Source organism: Streptomyces sp. NPDC041129 (genome assembly GCF_055592265.1).
Genome location: NZ_JBVIYV010000003.1, coordinates 33,389 through 52,345 on the forward strand (window position 1 = coordinate 33,389; position 18,957 = coordinate 52,345).

Below are 18,957 nucleotides of genomic sequence, written 5' to 3' on the forward strand. Positions count from 1 at the left end.
GGCGCAGACGCTAGGGCCGTGGCAGGCCGGTCACCAAGGCCAATCGGCGAGTCCTGGACCGATTTCGGCGTGACGGCGCGCTGGGCGGGCCCGCGGGTGAGCTCACTTCCCGGAACTCCTCGGACGGGTGCGGCAGGTCCTTGTCGCACGATCGGTTCCGATATATCGTTGAGGCATCGCGTAAGAACGCGATGCGAACGTGACAGATCAGCGATGGAATGGAGTGATCCCGATGCGCAGCCACGGATTCGAGCGTGGACATCGTCAGGACGGCCCGGGCCGGCACGACCGGGGCGGATTCGGCGGATTCGAGGGGCGGCGGGCCGCCTTCGGGCCCTTCGGCCCGGGAGGCCCCGGCTGGGGACCCGGGGGGCCCGGCTTCGGGCCGGGGCCGTGGGGGCCGCGAGGACGCGGCGGACCGAGGGGACGGGCGCGGCGCGGTGATGTGCGCGCCTCGATCCTCGCCCTGCTCAAGGAACGGCCCATGCACGGCTACGAGATGATCCAGGAGATCGCCGAGCGCAGCGGCGGCGCCTGGAAGCCCAGCCCCGGCTCGGTCTACCCCACCCTCCAACTGCTGGAGGACGAGGGTCTGATCGCCAGCGAGAGCGAGGGCGGCAAGAAGCTGTTCGCCCTGACCGACAGCGGCCGCACGGCCGCCGAGGACGGCCCGGAGGCTCCGTGGGAGGAGGCCTCGCGCGGGGTCGACTGGGAGGCCCTCGGTGAGATCCGGCAGGCCGGCATGGGACTGATGCAGGCCTTCGGGCAGGTCTGGAACACCGGGACCAAGGAACAGCGCGACAAGGCGCTGGCCGTCATCACCGACGCCCGCAAGAAGCTGTACCTCATCCTCGCCGACGAGGACTGAGCCGTACGGCAGCCGGGCGCCCCGTGGAACCGCCGCGGGGCGCCCGCGCGTCGACGGCCTGATCTCCTCCCTGAGGATGAGATCCCGGAGGGCGATGTCCACTCCGTGCGGGACGCGAAGATGGTTCCCCTCGTGGATGACCGGGCCGCCCGGGACTGATGAGGTAGCGGTGTGCATCCCCGTACAGCCCGCTGGAGCATCCCTGAGCAGGGACTCCCGCACACGGACGACGATGCCGGGCTCGGTGCCGAGCTGGCGGCGGTGGTCGCCGGTGCCCGCCGCCGGGCGGTGCGCGACGGGGATCGCCACATCGACACCGCGCATCTGCTCCACTCGCTCCTGGAACACGACCCCGAGGCCCGGGCCGCCGTGGGCGGAGCCCCGCGGCTCACCCGGCTGCTCGGCTATCTCGTGCAGCGCAGCATCGGATACGGGCTGCGCTGGCAGCACACCGTGGAGGGCTCCGGTGCGCTCGCCGTCGTACCGGGTTCCGCCCCCTACCGCTCCGAGCGGGCGGGCGGGGATGCCCACGGCGACACCGGTCACTGGTCGCCCGTCGCGGCCGTCGCCCTGGAGGAGGCACGCTGCCGCGCCCGGCGGCGCGGCGCGGCCCGGACCGGCGGCACCGACCTGCTCGCCGCACTCGTCGCGGACCCGCGGTCCCGGGCGGTCGAGGTCCTCGAGCGCGCCGGCATCCGGACCCGCGAACTGGGCGCCCGGCTCGACGCCCCCGCGGCGGACGTGCGGCCGTGACGCCGTCCATCCCCTGAGACAGGTGTCAACGGGGGTGACGCTCATGTCAACGCCTGTCATCATGTGCCGGTGCCTATATCTGCAAGCAGCCCGGGCGGCCACGGCAAGGGCGTCGGGCTCGGTCTCGCGCTCCTGTCCGCGCTGGCCTTCGGCGGGTCCGGAGTCGCGGCGAAGCCGCTGATCGAGGCGGGACTCGACCCGCTCCACGTGGTGTGGCTACGGGTGGCGGGCGCCGCCGTGGTCATGCTGCCGCTCGCCGTGCGGCACCGCGCGCTGCCGCTCCACCGCCCCGCGCTGCTCGCCGGGTTCGGGCTGCTGGCCGTGGCCGGCGTCCAGGCCTGCTACTTCGCCGCGCTCTCCCGCATCCCGGTCGGTGTGGCGCTGCTCGTCGAGTACCTTGCCCCCGCGCTCGTGCTCGGCTGGGTGCGGTTCGTGCAGCGGCGGCCGGTGACCCGCGCCGCCGCACTCGGCGTGGTCCTCGCGGCCGGCGGTCTCGCCTGTGTGGTGGAGGTGTGGGCGGGGCTGAGCTTCGACGCGTTCGGCCTGCTGCTCGCGCTCGGCGCCGCCTGCTGCCAGGTCGGCTACTTCGTCCTGTCCGACCAGGGCAGTGAAGCGGGCGAGCGGGCGCCGGACCCGCTCGGCGTCATCGCCTACGGCCTGCTCGTCGGCGCTCTCGTGCTGACCGCCGTGGCCCGCCCGTGGACCATGGACTGGTCGGTGCTGACCGGCTCCGCGCGGATGAACGGCACCACCGTCCCGGCCGTCGCCCTGCTGGCCTGGATCGTCCTCGTCGCCACGGTCGTCGCGTACATCACCGGCGTGCTCTCCGTGCGCCGGCTGTCCCCGCAGGTCGCCGGTGTCGTCGCCTGCCTCGAAGCGGTCATCGCGACCGTACTGGCCTGGGTGCTCCTCGGCGAGCACCTGTCCGCGCCGCAGATCGTCGGGGGAGCCGTGGTCCTGCTCGGCGCGTACATCGCCCAGTCCTCGGCGCCCGCCAAGGGCGCGGCGGAGCCGGTGGCCGCGGGCGGTGGCGCGGAACGGGAATTGTCGGCACGTGGAACGGCTGCCTAAGGTGCTGGTCATGACGTCCGACGCGCTCGTCCTTTCGCCGCCCGCCGCCTGAGGCGGGCCTCCTGGATGAACGCCTGGCGCGCGCAGCGCCGGGCGGGACGGTGCTGCCCGCAGACGAAGTCCGCGCACCCCGCCGAGCGGGGTCGCCTTCCGAACTTCCGCACTCCGGTGCGCTTCTGCGGAGAAATCTCGTGTCGAACGCTGTCTCGGGCCTGCCCGTCGGGCGCGGCCTGCTCTATCTGATCGTCACCGGTGCCACCTGGGGCACCGCGGGCGCCGTCGCCTCGCTGGTCTACCGGACCAGCGAGATGGGTGCCTTCACCCTCTCCTTCTGGCGCTGCGCCGTCGGGCTGCTTCTGCTGCTGGCCGGCCGGCGCTTGCAGGGCCGTGGCCGCATCCGGACGGCCGCGCCCGAACCGCTGCGCCGCAGGGCCGGGAAGGCCGCCGCCACCGGCATCGGGCTGGCCGTGTTCCAGACCGCCTACTTCGCCGCCGTGGGGTCGACCGGGCTCGCCGTGGCCACCGTGGTCACACTGGGCGCGGGGCCCGTGCTGATCGCGCTGGGCGCCCGGCTCACCCTGGGGGAGCGGCTCGGCGCGGGCGGCGCCCTCGCGGTCGCCGGAGCCCTCACCGGGCTGGCCGTGCTCACCCTCGGCGGTTCCGCCACGACCGTCCGGCCGCTCGGTGTGCTGTACGCGCTGGCGTCGGCGGCCGGCTACAGCGGCATGACGCTGCTGACGCGCCGCTGGGGGCGCGACGGCGCCGCCGACGCCTCCGGCACCACCATCGGCGCCTTCGCCGTCACCACCCTGTGCCTGCTGCCGTTCGCCCTGGGGGAGGGGCTGTTCCCGCACACCGGGCACCCGGTGCGGCTGTTGGTCCTGATCGCGTACATCGCGTCCGTGCCCACCGCCCTCGCCTACGCCCTGTACTTCGCGGGCGCCGCCGTCGTCCGGTCCGCCACCGTCTCCGTGATCATGCTGCTGGAGCCGGTGACCGCGGCCGTGCTCGCCGTGGCGCTGCTCGGCGAGCACCTGACGGCGGCCACCCTGGCCGGCACGCTGCTGATGCTCGGCGCCGTCGCGGGCCTGGCACTGGGCGAGGCCCGCCATGCCGGACGCCGCCAGCCGGTCCCTTTGACCTCCTAGCTCACGGAGCCAGGTAGTCCGGGAGTCCGATGCCGGGCGCCAGGTCGGGGTTGGGGACGGGGGCCTCGTAGCCCTTGCGGAGTGGCACCACCCCGGCCCAGTGCGGCAGGGACAGGTCCTCGGGCTCGTCGTTGGCGCCGCCGGTGCGGATCTTCGCGGAGACCTCGTCGAGGTCGAGGCGGATGACCGCGGTGGCGGCCAGCTCCTTCTTGTTCGCGGGCCGGGAGTCGGCGGACCGGCCCGGTACGACCTGGTCCACCAGCGCGTCCAGGGCCAGCCGCCGCTCCTCGGGGTCGGTGACCTCGTGGGCGGTGCCGTGCACCACCACCGAGCGGTAGTTCATCGAGTGGTGGAAGGCGGAGCGGGCCAGCACCAGCCCGTCGACATGGGTGACCGTAAGGCACACCTCGAGGCCGGGGTCCGCCTCGCCGGTCATCCGCAGCGGGCGCGAACCGGTGGACCCGTGAACGTACAGCCGCTCGCCGACCCGGCCGTACAGCGTCGGCAGCACCACCGGCGCGCCGTCGCGGACGAAGCCGAGGTGGCAGACGTAACCCTCGTCGAGTATCGCGTGCACCACGTCCCGGTCGTACGACGCCCGGTCCGCGGAACGCGTGGGCACGGTGCGCTCGGTCGGCGTGTACGCGACGGACGGCGACGAGGCTTCCCGGGTCCCCTGCATGGCGGTCTCCATTGTACTAGTGCATAATTGTCTTTGTGCTAGGAGAGTATCGGATCGAGGGCCGGGGCGCAGCTGAGATCGCGGCCAGTGTCGAGCGGGCGGTCGGTGCCGGGGAGCTGGAGCCCGGCCGGCATCTGCCCCCCATGCGGGATCTGGCGGCCCGGCTCGGGGTGAACCCGAACACGGTCGCGGCCGCCTACCGCACCCTGCGCGAACGCGGGGTGATCGAGACCGCCGGGCGGCGGGGCAGCCGGGTCCGGCCCAAGCCGGCCACGACGGGCCGCGAGCAGATCCGGGTGGAGGTGCCGGCGGGCGTGCGGGACGCGGCCGCCGGCAACCCGGACCCCGTGCTGCTGCCCCGCCTGGCGGACGCCTTCGCGGCGGCCGCCGCGCACGGCGACCGGGATCCGGTGCTCTACGGGCACGACCCGGTGGAGCCGGAGCTGGCCCGGCTGGCCCGCGCCGCGCTGGACGCCGACGGGGTGCCGGACGGCCCGGTGGCCGTGGCCTCCGGTTCCCTGGACGTCATCGAACGGGTCCTCGCGGCCCACCTCAAGCCGGGCGACCGGGTGGCGGTGGAGGATCCCGGCTGGGGCAGCGTGCTGGACCTGGTCCCGGCGCTCGGCCTGCGCCCCGTCCCCGTCGGCGTCGACGACGAGGGGCCCCTTCCCGGCGACGTCCGCGACGCGCTGACGGCCGGCGCGCGGGCGCTGATCGTCACCGACCGGGCGCAGAACCCGACCGGCGCCGCGCTGACCGCCACGCGCGCGCGTGCGCTGCGTTCGGTCCTCCGGGACCACCCCGGGACACTGCTGATCGAGGACGACCACGGCCACGGCATCGTGGACGTGCCGCTGCGTCCGCTGGCCGGTGTCACCCGCCACTGGGCCTTCGTCCGCTCCGTCGCGAAGGCCTGGGGGCCGGACCTGCGCCTCGCGGTGTTCACCGGGGACGCCGTCACCGTCGACCGGGTGCGCGGGCGGCAGCGGCTGGGCCCCGGATGGGTGAGCCGGATCGTGCAGCGGGCCGTGGTGGAACTGTGGCGCGGCGGCGCCGTGGACCCCCGGGAGGTGGCGGCCTCCTACGGCGGCCGCCGGGAGGCCCTCATCGAGGCGCTGGCCGCGCGCGGGGTGGTGGCCCGCGGCCGCAGCGGCATGAATGTCTGGGTGCCGGTGCCCGACGAGACGGGCGTGGTGGCCCGCCTGCTGCACGCGGGCTGGGCGGTCGCCCCGGGCGCCCGGTTCCGGCTGGGCTCGCCGCCGGGCATCCGCGTCACGGTCTCGGCCCTCGGCCCGCGGGACGTCGTCCCCCTCGCGGAGGCGGTGGCGGCGGCGGTACGCCCGTCCCCGGCCCGCTCCTACGGCTGAGGACCGAGCCGGGGGACCCCGCGCGGCGGCGGCTCAGGTCCTGGGCCTGACCTGGGTGAGCGCGGCCCCGGCGAGAACGATCACCGCGCCGACCGGAGTGGTCCAGCGCAGCGACTCCCCGAGGATCGCCACGCCCGCCGCCGTGGCGATGACCGGGATGAAGTACGTGACCATCTGCGCCGTGGTGGGCCCGACCTCGGCGACGAGACCGTACTGGATGAGCACCGCGAGACCCGTGCCCAGAGCGCCCAACGCGGCCACGGCCAGCAGCGGGACGACCGGGAAGCGGTCCGGGAACGGGGTGAACAGCGGCGTCACGACGGCCAGTTGCACCGTCGCCAGCAGGAGCTGGGCCCCCGTCATGGACAGATGCGAGTTGCCGGTTCCGGCCAGGGTCCGGCGGACGTAGATCCAGCCGATCGGGTAGCTCAGCGAGGCGAGCAGCGCCATCGCCGTGCCCGTGGCGTCCAGCCCGTTGAAGCCCTGCCAGGCGCCGAGCACCGTGAGCACACCGAGGAAGCCGAGGCCGAGCCCCGCGACGCGCACCCGCGTGGGCCGGTCCTCGGAGAGCGCGACCATCGACAGGGCCATGCCCCACAGCGGCGAGGTGGCGTTGCAGATGCCGGCCAGTGTGGAGGGGATGGTCAGTTCGGAGTACGCGAAGAGGGAGAACGGCAGGGCGTTCAGGAAGAACGCGGCGACCGCCATGTGTCCCCACAACCGGGCCCCGCGCGGCAGCCGCTCCCGCTTGACGGCCATCGCCGCCGCCAGCACCGCCGTGCCGAACACCAACCGGCCGAGGGTGACCTGGAACGGCGCGTAGCCCTCCGTGCCCACCTTGATCAGCAGGAAGCTGAAGCCCCAGATCAGCGAGAGGGCGCCGAAGCGCAGCCGCCAGTCGAGGCGGCCGCGGGGCCGGGCGGGTGCGGGGGACTGGGTCCGGGGTGCGGTGACCGTGCTCATGACGTCAACGATGCGGGACCCAACCTCGTAGCACAATCGAGAATTCTCACCGGATACCTCTTAGAATCACTTACATGTTGAACCTGGAGCGCCTGCGGACCCTGGACGCCCTCGCCCGGCACGGCTCGGTCAGCGCCGCCGCCGACGCCCTGCACGTCACGACGTCCGCGGTCTCCCAGCAACTCGGCAAGCTGGAGCGCGAGGCCGGGCAGCGGCTGCTGGCGAAGAACGGCCGGGGAGTACGGCTCACGGACGCCGGGCGGCTGCTGTCGGAGCACGCGGCCCGCATCCTGTCCCAGGTCGAACTCGCCCAGGCCGATCTCGAGGCGCACCGCGGCCAGGTCGCAGGCGAGCTGCGCGTCTCGGCGTTCCCGACCGCGGCCCGCGGCCTGTTCCCCACCGCGCTCGCCGACCTGCGCGGCCGGCACCCGGGCCTGCGGGTGCGCTCCAGCGAACTGGAGCCCGAGCGCGGCATCGCCGCCGTCGTGCGCGGCGACCTCGACCTGGCCGTGGTCCTCGACTGGTACAACAAGCCGATGCCCGTGCCCGACGGCCTGGTCAAGGCGCCCCTGCTGGACGATCCGGCCGACGTCGCCATGCCGGCCGGGCACCCGCTCGCGGACCGGGACGAGGTGGACCTCGCGGAGTTCGCGGAGGACGAGTGGATCACCTGGGGCGAGGGCGAGTTCTGCCACGAGTGGCTGATGTTCACCCTGCGCTCCAAGGGCATCGAGCCGATCGTCGGGCACCGGGCCGGCGAGACCCACACCCAGCTCGGGCTGGTCGCCGCCGGACTCGGCGTGTGCATCGCGCCGCTGCTGGGCCGGCACCCGGTGCCCCCGGGCATCGTCATGATCCCGCTCCGTCAGCGGGTGCGGCGGCACGTCTACGTCGTGTGGCGGGCGGACGCCGACCGCCGCCCCTCGATCCGCGCCGCGGTCGAGGCGCTGCGGGCGGCGGCCGAGCGGGTGAGCGAGGTCTAGGGGCTCCCGCTCCCTGATCCGGCCTGCTCCGGACGGAAGACCCCAGAGCCATTCCGGCGCCCTCTGTGTCGCCGGAATCCGGGCCTCACCGACCCGCCCCGAGCTTGCGGAAGTCCCAGGACACGATCTTGTCCGGGGTCAGCCGGGCCCAGGCGTGCCGGCCGTCGTGCGGCATCTCGTCCAGGCCGAAGTACTTGCGCGCGAACACCGTCTCCGGTGTGTCGAGTTCGGCGCGCAGTTCCCCGGTCCGGGGCACCTCGCCCACGAACTCCACCCGTCCGGACAGCTCGGCCCCGCGCAACTGGTCGTACTGCTCGCCCGAGTCGACCACGACCGCCACCCGGGGATCGCGGCACAACTGCGCCCAGCGCCGGCTGCGCACCACGGAGTACAGCCACAGCGAGGTGCCGTCCCAGGCGAACCACAGGGCGCTGACGTGCGGCGCGCCGTCCGCCGAGACGGTCGCGACCCGGCAGGTGCGCCGGCTGGTCAGGAAGTCGTCCAGCTCCCCGGGCGTCATCATGATCTTCCGGCCCCGGCGCTGCTGCGTCACGGTCATACGGCCCCCTCTTCTCCCACGTCGAACCGGCGGAACCCGCCCCTGGCGTGATCCTCCGAGACCACGCCGGGAAAGGGAACGGGACGAGTTCGCCGGCCTCGCCGGCGCGCCTCAGGCCAGCTTGATCTCGTCACCCGACACGGTGATCTTCTCGGCGGCCAGCGGCCGGGTCGCGGGCCCCTGCTTGACACTGCCGTCCTCGACGGAGAAGTGGCTGTTGTGACACGGGCAGACGATCGCGCCGCCCGAGATGCTGGACACGGCGCAGCCCTGGTGGGTGCACTTGGCGGAGAACGCCTTGTAGGTGCCCGCCGTCGGCTGGGTGACCACCACGCCCTGGTCCTTGAAGATCTTGCCGCCGCCCTCCGGGATGTCCGAGGTCCGGGCCAGGGCCTTGCCACCGGCCGAGTCGCCGGAGCCCGCGGAACCTCCGTCCTGCGTCGAGCCGGTGGCCCCGGTCGTGCCCGCGGTCCCGGACCCGGTGTCCACGGTGTCCGAGGAGTCGTCGCCCGAACCGCAGGCGGTCAGCGCGGCGGCGAGCCCGGCCGCTCCGGCCGCCGCCACGACGGTACGGCGGGCCGGTCCCGTTTCGGGCTTGAACGATGCGCTGGTCATGACTGGTTTCCTTCCGCGGAGCTTCTCGTGATCCGTCCAGGGGTACGGTCCCGGGGCGCCGGCTGTTCAGACGGGCGCCCGGACCCTCGCCCTCAGGAGGTCCGGCGGGCATGAAACCACGGCCGCCGGCCGGAGGGCCGGACCACGGCCGCGCCCCGTCCGGCCGCCCGTCGGCCTGACCGGCCACCGCCCCAGTAGCCTGGGGCGATGCTCAAGGAAGTCACCGCGACCCGCTACATCACCCCTTTGCGTGAGGGCGGCTCACTGCCGGGACTCGTCGAGGCCGACGACTTCGGCACGTACGTCATCAAGTTCACCGGCGCCGGGCAGGGCCGCAAGGCCCTGGTCGCCGAGGTGGTGTGCGGCGAACTCGCCCGCCGGCTCGGCTTCCGGATGCCCCGGCTGGTGACGGTCCGGCTGGACCCCGTACTGGGCCTCGGCGAACCCGAGCAGCAGGTGCAGGACCTGCTCAGGTCCAGCGGCGGCACCAACCTCGGCATGGACTTCCTCTCCGGCGCCCTCGGTTACGACCCGCTGGCCTTCCCGGTGAGCCCCGCCGAGGCCGGGCGGATCGTCTGGTTCGACGCGCTGATCAACAACGTCGACCGCTCCTGGCGCAACCCCAACCTCCTGATGCACCGCGGCGAGCTGTGGCTCATCGACCACGGCGCCACGATGATCTGGCACCACAACTGGCCCTCCGCCGAGGCATCGGCGGCCCGCCCCTACGACGCCGCCGACCACGCCCTCGCCCGCTTCGCGCCGGACGTCAGGGCCGCCGCGGCCGAGCTGGCACCCAGGGTCACCGGGGACCTCCTCGCCGAGGTCACCGCCGAGATCCCCGACGTCTGGCTGGCCGACGAGCCGGGCTTCGCCACCCCGGACGAACTCAGGGACGCCTACGCGCGGCCGCTGCTCGCCCGGGCGGCCGTCATCGCCGAGCGCATCACCGGCATCGAGGAGGGCAAGTGAGCGACCGTCACATCCACATGGCCGGTCATGTGACCGAGCGCCACATCACCCGGACCCGCCAGGGCGGTGACCGGGACGTGTTCGAGTACGCCCTGCTGCGGGTGGTCCCGCGCGTCGAGCGCGGTGAGTGCGTCAACGCCGGCGTGGTGGTCTACTGCCGTGCCCGGGCCTACGTCGGCGCCCGCATCCACCTGGACGAGGCCCGGCTGCTCGCCCTGGACCCCCGGGCGGACGTGGCGGGAGTGCGGGCCGCGCTCGGAGCCGTCGAACGGGTCTGCGTCGGCGGAGAGGAGGCCGGGCAGGCGGCCGGCGACGACGCCGGACGGCGCTTCCGCTGGCTGATCGCGCCCCGCTCCACCGTCGTGCAGCCGGGGCCCGTGCACACCGGGCTCACCACCGATCCGGCGGCCGAGACCGAGCGTCTGCTGGACCTCCTGGTGAGGTAATGGATCACACCGGCCCGGTGTCCCGTTGACACCGGGTGCCAGGGCTTCTAGCGTCGCGTGTGCTGAAGGTACTAAGCGGTCGCTCACCGCACTGGGCCGGCTCAGCCAGGAGCCGCACAGGTTCTCTCAAGGGCGAGGAGAAGCAGCAATGTCCACCACTGAACAGCGGGTCGCGGTAGTCACCGGCGCGGCGCGCGGGATCGGCGCCGCCACCGCCGTACGACTGGCCGCCGAGGGTCGCGCGGTCGCCGTGATCGACCTCGACGAGGCCGCCTGCAAGGACACCGTCGAGAAGATCACCGCGGCCGGCGGCCGGGCGATCGCGGTCGGCGCGGACGTCTCCGACGAGGCGCAGGTAGAGGCCGCCGTCGCCCGGATCGTCGAGGAACTGGGCGCCCCGACCATCCTGGTCAACAACGCCGGCGTGCTGCGCGACAACCTGCTGTTCAAGATGAGCGTCTCCGACTGGGACACCGTCCTGAACGTGCACCTGCGCGGCTCGTTCCTGATGACCAAGGCGGTCCAGAAGCACATGGTCGACGCGGGCTTCGGCCGGGTCGTCAACCTGTCCTCGTCCTCCGCGCTCGGCAACCGCGGCCAGGCCAACTACTCGGCCGCCAAGGCGGGCCTGCAGGGCTTCACCAAGACCCTCGCCATCGAACTGGGCAAGTTCGGCATCACCGCCAACGCCGTCGCCCCCGGTTTCATCGCCACCGAGATGACCAAGGCCACCGCCGACCGGGTCGGCATGGGTTTCGACGACTTCAAGAGCGCCGCCGCCACCCAGATCCCGGTCCAGCGCGTGGGCGAGCCCGAGGACATCGCCAACGCCATCGCCTTCTTCACCGGCGAGGCCGCCGGCTTCGTCTCCGGCCAGGTGCTGTACGTCGCCGGCGGACCGCTCGACTAGAAAGTCTGGGGAATCACGGACATGACTGAACTCCCGGAGCTCTCCGGCAAGGCGGCCATCGTCACCGGGGCCAGCCGCGGCATCGGTTACGGCGTGGCCGAGGCGCTCGTCGCCCGCGGCGACCGCGTGTGCATCACCGGGCGCAACGAGGACGCCCTGAAGGAGGCCGTCGAACGGCTCGGCGCCGACCGGGTCATCGGCGTCGCCGGCAAGGCCCACGACCTCGGCCACCAGGCCGAGGCCGTCGAGCGGACCATGGAAGCCTTCGGCCGCGTCGACTTCCTGGTCAACAACGCCGGCACCAACCCCGTCTTCGGGCCCATCGCCGACCTCGACCTGGACGTCGCCCGCAAGGTGTTCGAGACGAACGTGATCTCGGCCCTCGGCTTCGCCCAGAGGACCTGGCACGCCTGGCAGAAGGACAACGGCGGCGCGATCGTCAACATCGCCTCGGTCGCGGGTCTCGCGCCCTCGCCGTTCATCGGTGCCTACGGCGTCAGCAAGGCCGCGATGATCAACCTGACCCAGCAGCTGGCGCACGAGTTCGCGCCCCGCGTGCGGGTCAACGCGATCGCCCCGGCCGTCGTGAAGACCAAGTTCGCCCAGGCCCTCTACGAGGGCCGCGAGGCCGAGGCGGCCGCCTCCTACCCGCTCGGCCGGCTCGGCGTGCCCTCGGACATCGGCGGGGCCGCCGCGTTCCTCACCTCCGGGCAGTCCGACTGGGTCACCGGTCAGACCCTCGTCGTGGACGGTGGCATCTTCCTGAACGCCGGCGTGGGCTGACCGGTACCGTCCGGTCGTCTTTTTCGGGCGTCGTTTCCCAGCGGAACGGCGCCCGAAACGCCGCACAAAACACGCACAGCGGAATGACAACGTAGTCATCGCGCAATCGATCAAGAAGGCCTTGCTCAGGGGAGGTTCACGGGGCAGGACGCTGCGGTATGGTCTGCCGACCCTTGGTATGGCAGATCGAGGAGCGTGCGCGTGTTCAACCGGAACCGATTCCTGCGGAGAGTCGCGGCGATCGCGTCCATATCCCTGGTGGCCGGCTGCGGTCTCTTCTCGGACGGGGATCCCGACAGCGAGGGCCCGATCGTCGTCGGAACCACCAGCGCGCCCAGCACCCTGGACCCGGCCGGCGCCTGGGACGGCTCCTGGGAGCTCTACCGGAACATCTACCAGACCCTCCTCGCCTACCCGAACGGCGCCACCACCCCGCAGCCGGACGCCGCGCAGAGCTGTTCCTTCACCGACACCGCCAGCCGCACCTACCGCTGCAAGCTGCGCCCGGGCGCGAAGTTCGCCGACGGCGACGCGCTGAACGCGCAGGCCGTCCAGCACTCCATCAACCGCATCCGCACCATCAACGCCCCGGGCGGCCCCGCCGGGCTGCTCGGCAGCCTGGACAGCGTGGAGGCGGTCGGCGACAACGAGGTGGTCTTCCACCTCAACCAGTCCGACGCCACCTTCCCGTTCGTCCTCGCCACCCCGGCCATGTCCATCGTCGACCCCGACGACTACCCGGCCGGCTCCCTGCGCAAGGACAACAAGGTCTTCGGCTCCGGGCCGTACACGCTGCAGTCCTACGAGGAGGGCAAGCAGGCCGTCCTGGTGCGCAACGACCAGTACCGGGGCTTCGCCGAGCGGCAGAACAACGCGGTGACCATCCGGTACTACCAGGACTCGGCCACCATGGTGAAGGCGCTGCGCGACAAGCAGATCGACGTCACCTACCGAGGTCTGGCCGCCGACGACATCCTCACCCTGCAGCGGTCCGGCGCCTCCGACCTGCAACTGGTGGACGGCACCGGCACGGACATCAGCTACCTGGTGTTCAACCCCAAGGACTCCTGGGCCAAGCAGCCCGCCGTGCGCAAGGCCGTCGCCCAGGTCGTCGACCGGGGCGCGATCGCGCACAAGGTCTACAAGGACACCGTGGTCCCGCTGTACTCGATGGTTCCGGCCGGCCTGACCGGCCACGCCACCAGCTACTTCGACGACTTCGGCGACCCGAGCGTGTCCAAGGCCCGCAAGATCCTCACCGACGCGGGCATCACCCAGCGCGTCCCGCTCACCCTCTGGTACACCACCGACCGCTACGGCTCCGAGACGGCCGTGATGTTCCAGGAGCTGAAGCGGCAGCTCGACGCCTCCGGACTGTTCAGCGTCACCCTCAAGAGCCGGCCCTGGAAGACCTATGTGGTCGGCTACCAGAAGGGCGAGTACCCGGTGTTCGGCCGTGGCTGGTTCCCGGACTTCCCCGACGCGGACAACTTCATCGCCCCGTTCGTCGGCGAGCACAACGCCCTGGGCACGCCGTACCCGGCCAAGCAGATCACCAACGTGCTGCTGCCCCGCTCGCGTGCCGAGGGCGATCGCGGCAAGGTGGTCAAGGACCTGGAGGCCGCACAGCAGATCATGGTGAACGACGCCCGGCTGATCCCGCTGTGGCAGGGCCGGCAGTACGTGGCGGCGAACGAGGACATCTCGGGCGGCGAGCGCGCCCTCGACCCCTCGACGATCATGATGATGTGGGAGCTGCACCGCAAGACGAGCTGGTGACGGTCCTTCCGCCCCCGGCTGTCAGTGGTCGCCTGTAGGTTCTGGAACCTGAAGTGACCGCACATCGTGAGGACGTTGACGTGACCGACATCGCCATGCTGCCCGAGTCCTGGCGCGGGGTTCTGGGCGACGAACTGCAGCAGCCCTACTTCAAGGAGCTGACCGAGTTCGTCGAGGACGAGCGGGCGAGGGGTCCCGTCTACCCCCCGCGCGAGGAGGTCTTCGCCGCGCTGGCCGCGACGCCGTACCACAAGGTCAAGGTGCTGATCCTCGGCCAGGACCCGTACCACGGCGAGGGCCAGGGCCACGGGCTGTGCTTCTCGGTCCGCCCGGGCGTGAAGACCCCGCCCTCCCTGCGGAACATCTACAAGGAGATGAAGGAGGAGCTGGGCCTGCCCGTCCCGGACAACGGCTATCTGATGCCGTGGGCCGAACAAGGCGTGCTGCTGCTCAACGCGGTGCTCACGGTCCGGGCCGGAGAGGCGAACTCGCACAAGGGCAAGGGCTGGGAGAAGTTCACGGACGCGGTGATCCGCGCCGTGGCCTCCCGCCCCGACCCGGCGGTCTTCGTGCTGTGGGGCAACTACGCACAGAAGAAGCTCCCGCTGATCGACGAGACCCGGCACGTGGTGGTGAAGGGCGCCCACCCCTCGCCGCTGTCCGCCAAGAAGTTCTTCGGCTCCCAGCCCTTCACCCGGATCAACGAGGCCGTGGCCGGCCAGGGGCACGAGCCCATCGACTGGCGGATCCCCGACCTGGGCTGACCCGATCGGCCCCGCGCGGCCCCGTGTCGCCCCGGATCGCCGGTGCCTGCGGCTAGCGTCGGGGCAGACGGTGACCCGACAGCCGACGACGGCCGGAGGACCTGGTGGCGGAGCGACAGGAGCAGACGGCGCCGGACGCCGTGCTGACGCGGATCGGGCAGGTCGTGATGCTGCATCACGGCGGCGACCGTGAGGAGGCCCGCCGCCGCCTCCTCCTGCTGTGGGCGGAGATCGGCGAGGACGGCGCCCCGCTGCACCGCTGCACCCTGGCCCACTACCTGGCCGACACCCAGGACGACCCGGCCGACGAACTGGCCTGGGACCTGCGGGCGTTGTCCGCGGCCGAGGAGCTGACGGACGGACGCGGCGCCGGTGACCCGGCCGGCGTCCGCGCCTTCATCCCCTCGCTGCACCTCAACCTGGCCGCCGACTACGCCAAGCTGGGCCGTGCCGAGGCCGCCCGCAGCCATCTGGGCCGGGCCCGCCGCACCGCCGGCTCGCTGTCCGACGACGGCTACGGCGACGGGGTGCGGGCGGCGATCAGCCGCCTGGAGCTGCGGCTGGGGGACGAGGACACCCCGGGCGACTCCTGGGGACCGCCGCGGCAGCGGCCCACCGGCTAGCCGGGCCGGTGACCGCGGGGATCAGTGACCGTAGGTCTGCTCGCAGATCTCCGACTCGGGGCTGCCGCCGCGCCAGCCGCCGTACTGCCTGCCGAGGGCGCACACGTCCGGGGCCTGCGGCACCGGCTGCGCCGCGTCCGGCAGGCCGCCGCCCCGCTGCCGTGGGCGGTCGTGGTGCGGAGGGGCGGGTGCGGGCGGAGCGGCCGGGTGGTGGGTGACCGGCGGCGCCGTGGGCGTCCGGGGCGGAGCGGCCGGCTCGCCGTGCCGCGGCCGCTGGGACGGGCCGACCATCTCCAGCGCCTCGCGCGCCGGTGCCTGCACCACCCGTGGCACGGCGCTGCCGTCCGGACGGGGCGCCGTGCGCGGCGAGGACACGGTGTCCGGCGGGGGACCCGGGGTCGCCGGGCGCTGTACCGTGACACAGCCGGAGAGGGCCGAGACGGCCACGGTGACCAGAAGCGCTGCGGTGGTCGTCGTTCGATGCACCCGGGCAACTCTGCTGGCTCGGCGGCCGAGTTGACACCGTGCACCGGGGGTTGATGCCCCGCACGGGTGATCTCGTGCCCCGTAAGGAGGGCCCCGGCGCCTCCAGGGTGACGCTCAGTCGCCGGTGGTGCCGTCGATCCGCTCGCGGACCAGGTCGGCGTGGCCGTTGTGCCGGGCGTACTCCTCGATCATGTGGGTGTAGATCCAGCGGAGGCTGTGCCGTTCACCGGTGTGCCGGTGCCTGCCCCGGGACGGGTCGTCCAGGGCGAATCCGGCAGCGTGGCGCCGGGCCGAGTCGATCTCGGCCTGCCAGGTGGCGTACGCCTCGGCCCAGGTGTCCGCCTCGGTGAGCCGGAACTCGCCGTCCGGGTCCGCGTCGCTGTAGTGGATCGGCTTCGCGTCCTCGTCCGCGAGGACCCGGCGGAACCAGGACCGCTCCACCTCCGCCATGTGCCGCACCAGCCCCATCAGGGACAGCGCGGACGGCGGCACGGAAGCCGTCCGCAGCTGGGCGTCGGTCAGGCCCTCGCACTTCCACGCCAGGGTCTGCCGGTGGTAGTCGAGCCAGCCCTCCAGCATGGTGCGTTCGTCGGCGTCGGTCGCGGGTTCCCGGCGGTCATCGGTCATTCCCGCATCCTCGCCCAACACGGCCTTTACCACCAGGGAATTCCGGCCCCGGAGCACGCGGGCCCGAGGGCGCCGGCCGGCCGCCACCGTATGCTTCCGGCAGGGCATCCGCAGGGGCAACCGCAGGGGAGAACACGTGAAGGTCGGCTGCATCGGACTCGGGGACATCGCGCGGAAGGCGTACCTGCCGGTGCTGGGCACCCAGCCGGGCGTCGAACTGCACCTGCAGACCCGGACCGTCGCCACCCTCACCCGCGTCGCCGACTCGCTGCACCTGCCGGACGGGCAGCGGCACACCACGTTGGACTCCCTGCTCGCGGCCGGCCTGGACGCGGCCTTCGTGCACGCGCCGACCGACGTCCACCCGGACATCGTCACCCGGCTGTTGGAGGCGGACGTGCCCACCTACGTTGACAAGCCGCTCGCCTACGAACTCGCCGACTCCGAGCGGCTGGTGGCGCTCGCCGAGCGCCGGAACGTCTCGCTCTGCGTCGGCTTCAACCGCCGCCACGCCCCGGCGTACGCGCAGTGCCTGGACCATCCGCGCGAGCTGATCCTCATGCAGAAGAACCGGATCGGGCTGCCCGAGGAACCGCGCTCCCTGATCCTCGACGACTTCATCCACGTCGTCGACACCCTGCGCTTCCTGGTGCCGGGCGTGATCGACGACGTGACCGTGCGTGCCCGCGTCGAGGGCGGGCTGCTCCACCACGTGGTGCTCCAGCTCTCCGGCGACGGCTTCACCGCGCTCGGCGTGATGAACCGGCTCAGCGGCTCGGCCGAGGAGATCCTCGAGGTCTCCGGGCAGGACACCAAGCGCCAGGTGCTCAACCTGTCCGAGGTCATCGACCACAAGGGGCAGCCGACGGTGCGCCGGCGCGGCGACTGGGTGCCGGTGGCCCGGCAGCGCGGCATCGAGCAGGCGGTGCTCGCCTTCCTCGACGCGGTGCGCGCCCGGAAGGTGCTCAGCGCCCGGGACGCACTGGCGACCCATGAGCTGTGCGAGCGGGTGGTACGAGCGGTTCCGGACCGGTCCGCCGCAGCCTGAGCGCCCGAACGCCCTCGCCCACGCACAGCGCCGCCAGCACCAGCAGCGCACCGTGCACCGGCCAGTCGCCGTAGCGCACGTAGGGGGTGACCCCGTGGGCCAGCGGTACCTCGTACACGTGGGCGGTGCGCGCGTCGGTGCCGAGCCACGGGCCGAGACGCTGCCCGGCCGGCCCGTAGACGGCGGAGACACCGGTCAGGGTCGAGTGCACCATCGGGCGGCCGGTCTCGGCGGCCCGCAGCGCGGCCAGCGAGGCGTGCTGCTCCGGGGCCCAGCTGCCCTGGAAGGACGAGGTGGAGGACTGGCCGAGCAGCACGTCCGCGCCGTCCCCGGCCAGTCGGCGGCTCATGTCGGGGAACGCCGTCTCGAAGCACACCAGCGGGCCGATCCGCAGCCCGTGCCCGACGTCCATCACGACCTGCTCGGTGCCGCGCCGCCGGTCCTCACCGGCCGCCCTGCCCACCGAGGTGGCCCAGCCCAGCACGGAGCGGGCCGGTATGTACTCGCCGAAGGGGATGAGCCGCATCTTGTCGTAGCGCTCGCCCGTCGGGCCGCGCGCGCCGACGAGGACCGAGCTCTTGTAGATGCCGGGCCGGTCGGAGCGGCGGGCGTCCACGTTGACCAGGAGGTCGGCGCCGGTCTGCCGGGACAACGCGGCGATCCGCCGGGCCAGGTCGGGCCGGTCGTCCAGATCGAAGCCGACGCTGCTCTCGCCCCACACGACCAGGTCGACGCCCTGCCCGGCGAGTTGCCTAGTCAGTTGTTCCTCGCGGTCGAAGCGCCGATCGGCGCTGCCCGTCCCGCCGACGACGCCCGGCTGGACGACGGCGATCCGCACCCCGCCGTCGACGTCCGGGCGGGGCGCCCACGCCCAGGCGGCCGAGGTGGCGGCGGCGGTGGCGACCAGTGAGGCCACCGCCGGCATCCGCGACTCGCGCACCGACAGCAGAACCGCCAGGGCCACGTTGACGGCCACCACCAGGAAACTGAGCAGCCACACCCCGCCCACCGAGGCCAGCCGCAGCGCCGGCCCCACCTGCCACTGGCTGGAGCCGAGCATCCCCCAGGGGCCGCCGAGGCCCTGCCAGGAGCGGATCAGCTCCACCGCCAGCCACGCCGAGGGCAGCACCAGCAGCGCGGCCGCGCCCCGACCCGGTGACGCGGCGCCGCCGAGGAACCGGCGTATCAGCCAGCCCCAGGGCGCCCAGAGCACGCCCAGCAGCGCGGCTATCAGGAAGATGAACACGTGCAGGCTCGGCAGCAGCCAGTGGTGCACGGCCACCATGAACCCGAAGCCGCCGCACCATCCGTCGTACGCCGCCCGACGCGCGGTCGGCGCGGAGCGCGCGAGCAGGATCCAGGGCACCAGGGCGACGTACGCGAACCACCACAGCGCGGGCGCCGGGAACGCGAACACGGGCACGGCGCCCGCCAGGGCGGCGACGCCGGAGCGCCGCCAGGGGGAGGTGAGCCAGTGGTCGATCGTCCTCATAAGGAGTCTCCCTACCCA

At 73.0% G+C, this 18,957-nt stretch carries 21 protein-coding genes; 14 read left to right on the forward strand and 7 right to left on the reverse strand.

Translation table 11 applies throughout. From position 1 onward, the window contains the following. Positions 1–232 precede the first annotated feature (232 nt). The 4 genes from ACZ6B1_RS12875 to ACZ6B1_RS12890 all read left to right on the forward strand — a co-directional run bounded on the left by ACZ6B1_RS12875 (position 233) and on the right by ACZ6B1_RS12890 (position 3,840). Positions 233–868, forward strand: coding sequence for a PadR family transcriptional regulator (locus ACZ6B1_RS12875; protein WP_468777585.1), 636 nt, complete (start codon positions 233–235; stop codon positions 866–868). A 171-nt stretch (positions 869–1,039) separates the two neighbouring features. Continuing rightward, positions 1,040–1,621: a hypothetical protein gene (locus ACZ6B1_RS12880; RefSeq protein WP_468777587.1), complete on the forward strand. Its 582-nt coding sequence runs from the start codon at positions 1,040–1,042 to the stop codon at positions 1,619–1,621. 63 nt (positions 1,622–1,684) lie between these two features. Beyond that, positions 1,685–2,692: an EamA family transporter gene (locus ACZ6B1_RS12885; RefSeq protein WP_468777589.1), complete on the forward strand. Its 1,008-nt coding sequence runs from the start codon at positions 1,685–1,687 to the stop codon at positions 2,690–2,692. A gap of 191 nt (positions 2,693–2,883) precedes the next feature. Further along, positions 2,884–3,840: a DMT family transporter gene (locus ACZ6B1_RS12890; RefSeq protein ID WP_468777592.1), complete on the forward strand. Its 957-nt coding sequence runs from the start codon at positions 2,884–2,886 to the stop codon at positions 3,838–3,840. 1 nt (position 3,841) lies between these two features. On the opposite strand, the gene ACZ6B1_RS12895 is transcribed toward ACZ6B1_RS12890, so the two are convergent. After that, positions 3,842–4,522: a pyridoxamine 5'-phosphate oxidase family protein gene (locus tag ACZ6B1_RS12895; RefSeq protein WP_468777593.1), complete on the reverse strand. Its 681-nt coding sequence runs from the start codon at positions 4,520–4,522 to the stop codon at positions 3,842–3,844. Positions 4,523–4,557: 35 nt separating this feature from the next. Between ACZ6B1_RS12895 and ACZ6B1_RS12900 the strand changes: the two genes are divergently transcribed. After that, a complete protein-coding gene (locus tag ACZ6B1_RS12900) occupies positions 4,558–5,889 on the forward strand; it encodes an aminotransferase class I/II-fold pyridoxal phosphate-dependent enzyme (protein WP_468777594.1) in 1,332 nt (443 codons plus the stop codon). A gap of 33 nt (positions 5,890–5,922) precedes the next feature. Here the strand turns inward: ACZ6B1_RS12900 and ACZ6B1_RS12905 are convergent, their stop codons facing one another. Then, on the reverse strand, positions 5,923–6,852 hold the full coding sequence (locus ACZ6B1_RS12905; protein ID WP_468777596.1) for a DMT family transporter: 930 nt from the start codon (positions 6,850–6,852) through the stop codon (positions 5,923–5,925). Positions 6,853–6,926: 74 nt separating this feature from the next. Here ACZ6B1_RS12905 and ACZ6B1_RS12910 point away from each other — a divergent pair, with 74 nt between their 5' ends. Continuing rightward, on the forward strand, positions 6,927–7,835 hold the full coding sequence (locus ACZ6B1_RS12910; protein ID WP_468777598.1) for a LysR family transcriptional regulator: 909 nt from the start codon (positions 6,927–6,929) through the stop codon (positions 7,833–7,835). Positions 7,836–7,920: 85 nt separating this feature from the next. On the opposite strand, the gene ACZ6B1_RS12915 is transcribed toward ACZ6B1_RS12910, so the two are convergent. Both ACZ6B1_RS12915 and ACZ6B1_RS12920 read right to left on the reverse strand, forming a co-directional pair. After that, a complete protein-coding gene (locus tag ACZ6B1_RS12915; protein WP_468777600.1) occupies positions 7,921–8,394 on the reverse strand; it encodes a pyridoxamine 5'-phosphate oxidase family protein in 474 nt (157 codons plus the stop codon). 111 nt (positions 8,395–8,505) lie between these two features. Further along, complete coding sequence (locus ACZ6B1_RS12920; protein WP_468777602.1) at positions 8,506–9,009, reverse strand: Rieske (2Fe-2S) protein; 504 nt, start codon at positions 9,007–9,009, stop codon at positions 8,506–8,508. A 207-nt stretch (positions 9,010–9,216) separates the two neighbouring features. Between ACZ6B1_RS12920 and ACZ6B1_RS12925 the strand changes: the two genes are divergently transcribed. The 7 genes from ACZ6B1_RS12925 to ACZ6B1_RS12955 all read left to right on the forward strand — a co-directional run bounded on the left by ACZ6B1_RS12925 (position 9,217) and on the right by ACZ6B1_RS12955 (position 15,286). After that, complete coding sequence (locus ACZ6B1_RS12925; RefSeq protein ID WP_468777603.1) at positions 9,217–9,981, forward strand: HipA family kinase; 765 nt, start codon at positions 9,217–9,219, stop codon at positions 9,979–9,981. A 17-nt stretch (positions 9,982–9,998) separates the two neighbouring features. Then, positions 9,999–10,427 (forward strand): DUF3037 domain-containing protein, encoded by a 429-nt coding sequence (locus tag ACZ6B1_RS12930; protein ID WP_468778546.1) that lies wholly within the window; start codon positions 9,999–10,001, stop codon positions 10,425–10,427. A 148-nt stretch (positions 10,428–10,575) separates the two neighbouring features. Further along, complete coding sequence (gene fabG, locus ACZ6B1_RS12935; RefSeq protein WP_468777605.1) at positions 10,576–11,337, forward strand: 3-oxoacyl-ACP reductase FabG; 762 nt, start codon at positions 10,576–10,578, stop codon at positions 11,335–11,337. A 21-nt stretch (positions 11,338–11,358) separates the two neighbouring features. After that, entirely contained in the window at positions 11,359–12,120 is a 762-nt protein-coding gene (locus ACZ6B1_RS12940) for an SDR family oxidoreductase (RefSeq protein WP_468777607.1), read from the forward strand. 201 nt (positions 12,121–12,321) lie between these two features. Next, positions 12,322–13,899, forward strand: coding sequence for an ABC transporter substrate-binding protein (locus ACZ6B1_RS12945; RefSeq protein WP_468777608.1), 1,578 nt, complete (start codon positions 12,322–12,324; stop codon positions 13,897–13,899). An 80-nt stretch (positions 13,900–13,979) separates the two neighbouring features. After that, the gene (locus ACZ6B1_RS12950) at positions 13,980–14,663 is read left to right on the forward strand and encodes a uracil-DNA glycosylase (protein ID WP_468777610.1); all 684 of its coding nucleotides are present in this window, start codon (positions 13,980–13,982) and stop codon (positions 14,661–14,663) included. Between the two features lie 104 nt (positions 14,664–14,767). Continuing rightward, positions 14,768–15,286 (forward strand): hypothetical protein, encoded by a 519-nt coding sequence (locus tag ACZ6B1_RS12955; RefSeq protein ID WP_468777612.1) that lies wholly within the window; start codon positions 14,768–14,770, stop codon positions 15,284–15,286. Between the two features lie 21 nt (positions 15,287–15,307). Here ACZ6B1_RS12955 and ACZ6B1_RS12960 read toward each other — a convergent pair whose 3' ends face one another. After that, positions 15,308–15,772 (reverse strand): hypothetical protein, encoded by a 465-nt coding sequence (locus ACZ6B1_RS12960; protein ID WP_468777613.1) that lies wholly within the window; start codon positions 15,770–15,772, stop codon positions 15,308–15,310. Positions 15,773–15,886: 114 nt separating this feature from the next. Further along, positions 15,887–16,399 (reverse strand): DinB family protein, encoded by a 513-nt coding sequence (locus tag ACZ6B1_RS12965; RefSeq protein WP_468777614.1) that lies wholly within the window; start codon positions 16,397–16,399, stop codon positions 15,887–15,889. 136 nt (positions 16,400–16,535) lie between these two features. Between ACZ6B1_RS12965 and ACZ6B1_RS12970 the strand changes: the two genes are divergently transcribed. Next, complete coding sequence (locus tag ACZ6B1_RS12970) at positions 16,536–17,447, forward strand: Gfo/Idh/MocA family protein (RefSeq protein ID WP_468777616.1); 912 nt, start codon at positions 16,536–16,538, stop codon at positions 17,445–17,447. Here ACZ6B1_RS12970 and lnt read toward each other — a convergent pair. Further along, positions 17,365–18,939 carry an apolipoprotein N-acyltransferase gene (lnt, locus tag ACZ6B1_RS12975; protein WP_468777618.1) on the reverse strand — a complete coding sequence of 525 codons (1,575 nt, stop codon included), beginning with the start codon at positions 18,937–18,939 and terminating at the stop codon, positions 17,365–17,367. The two genes, ACZ6B1_RS12970 and lnt, sit on opposite strands and share 83 nt — an antisense overlap. Between the last annotated feature and the right edge of the window lie 18 nt (positions 18,940–18,957).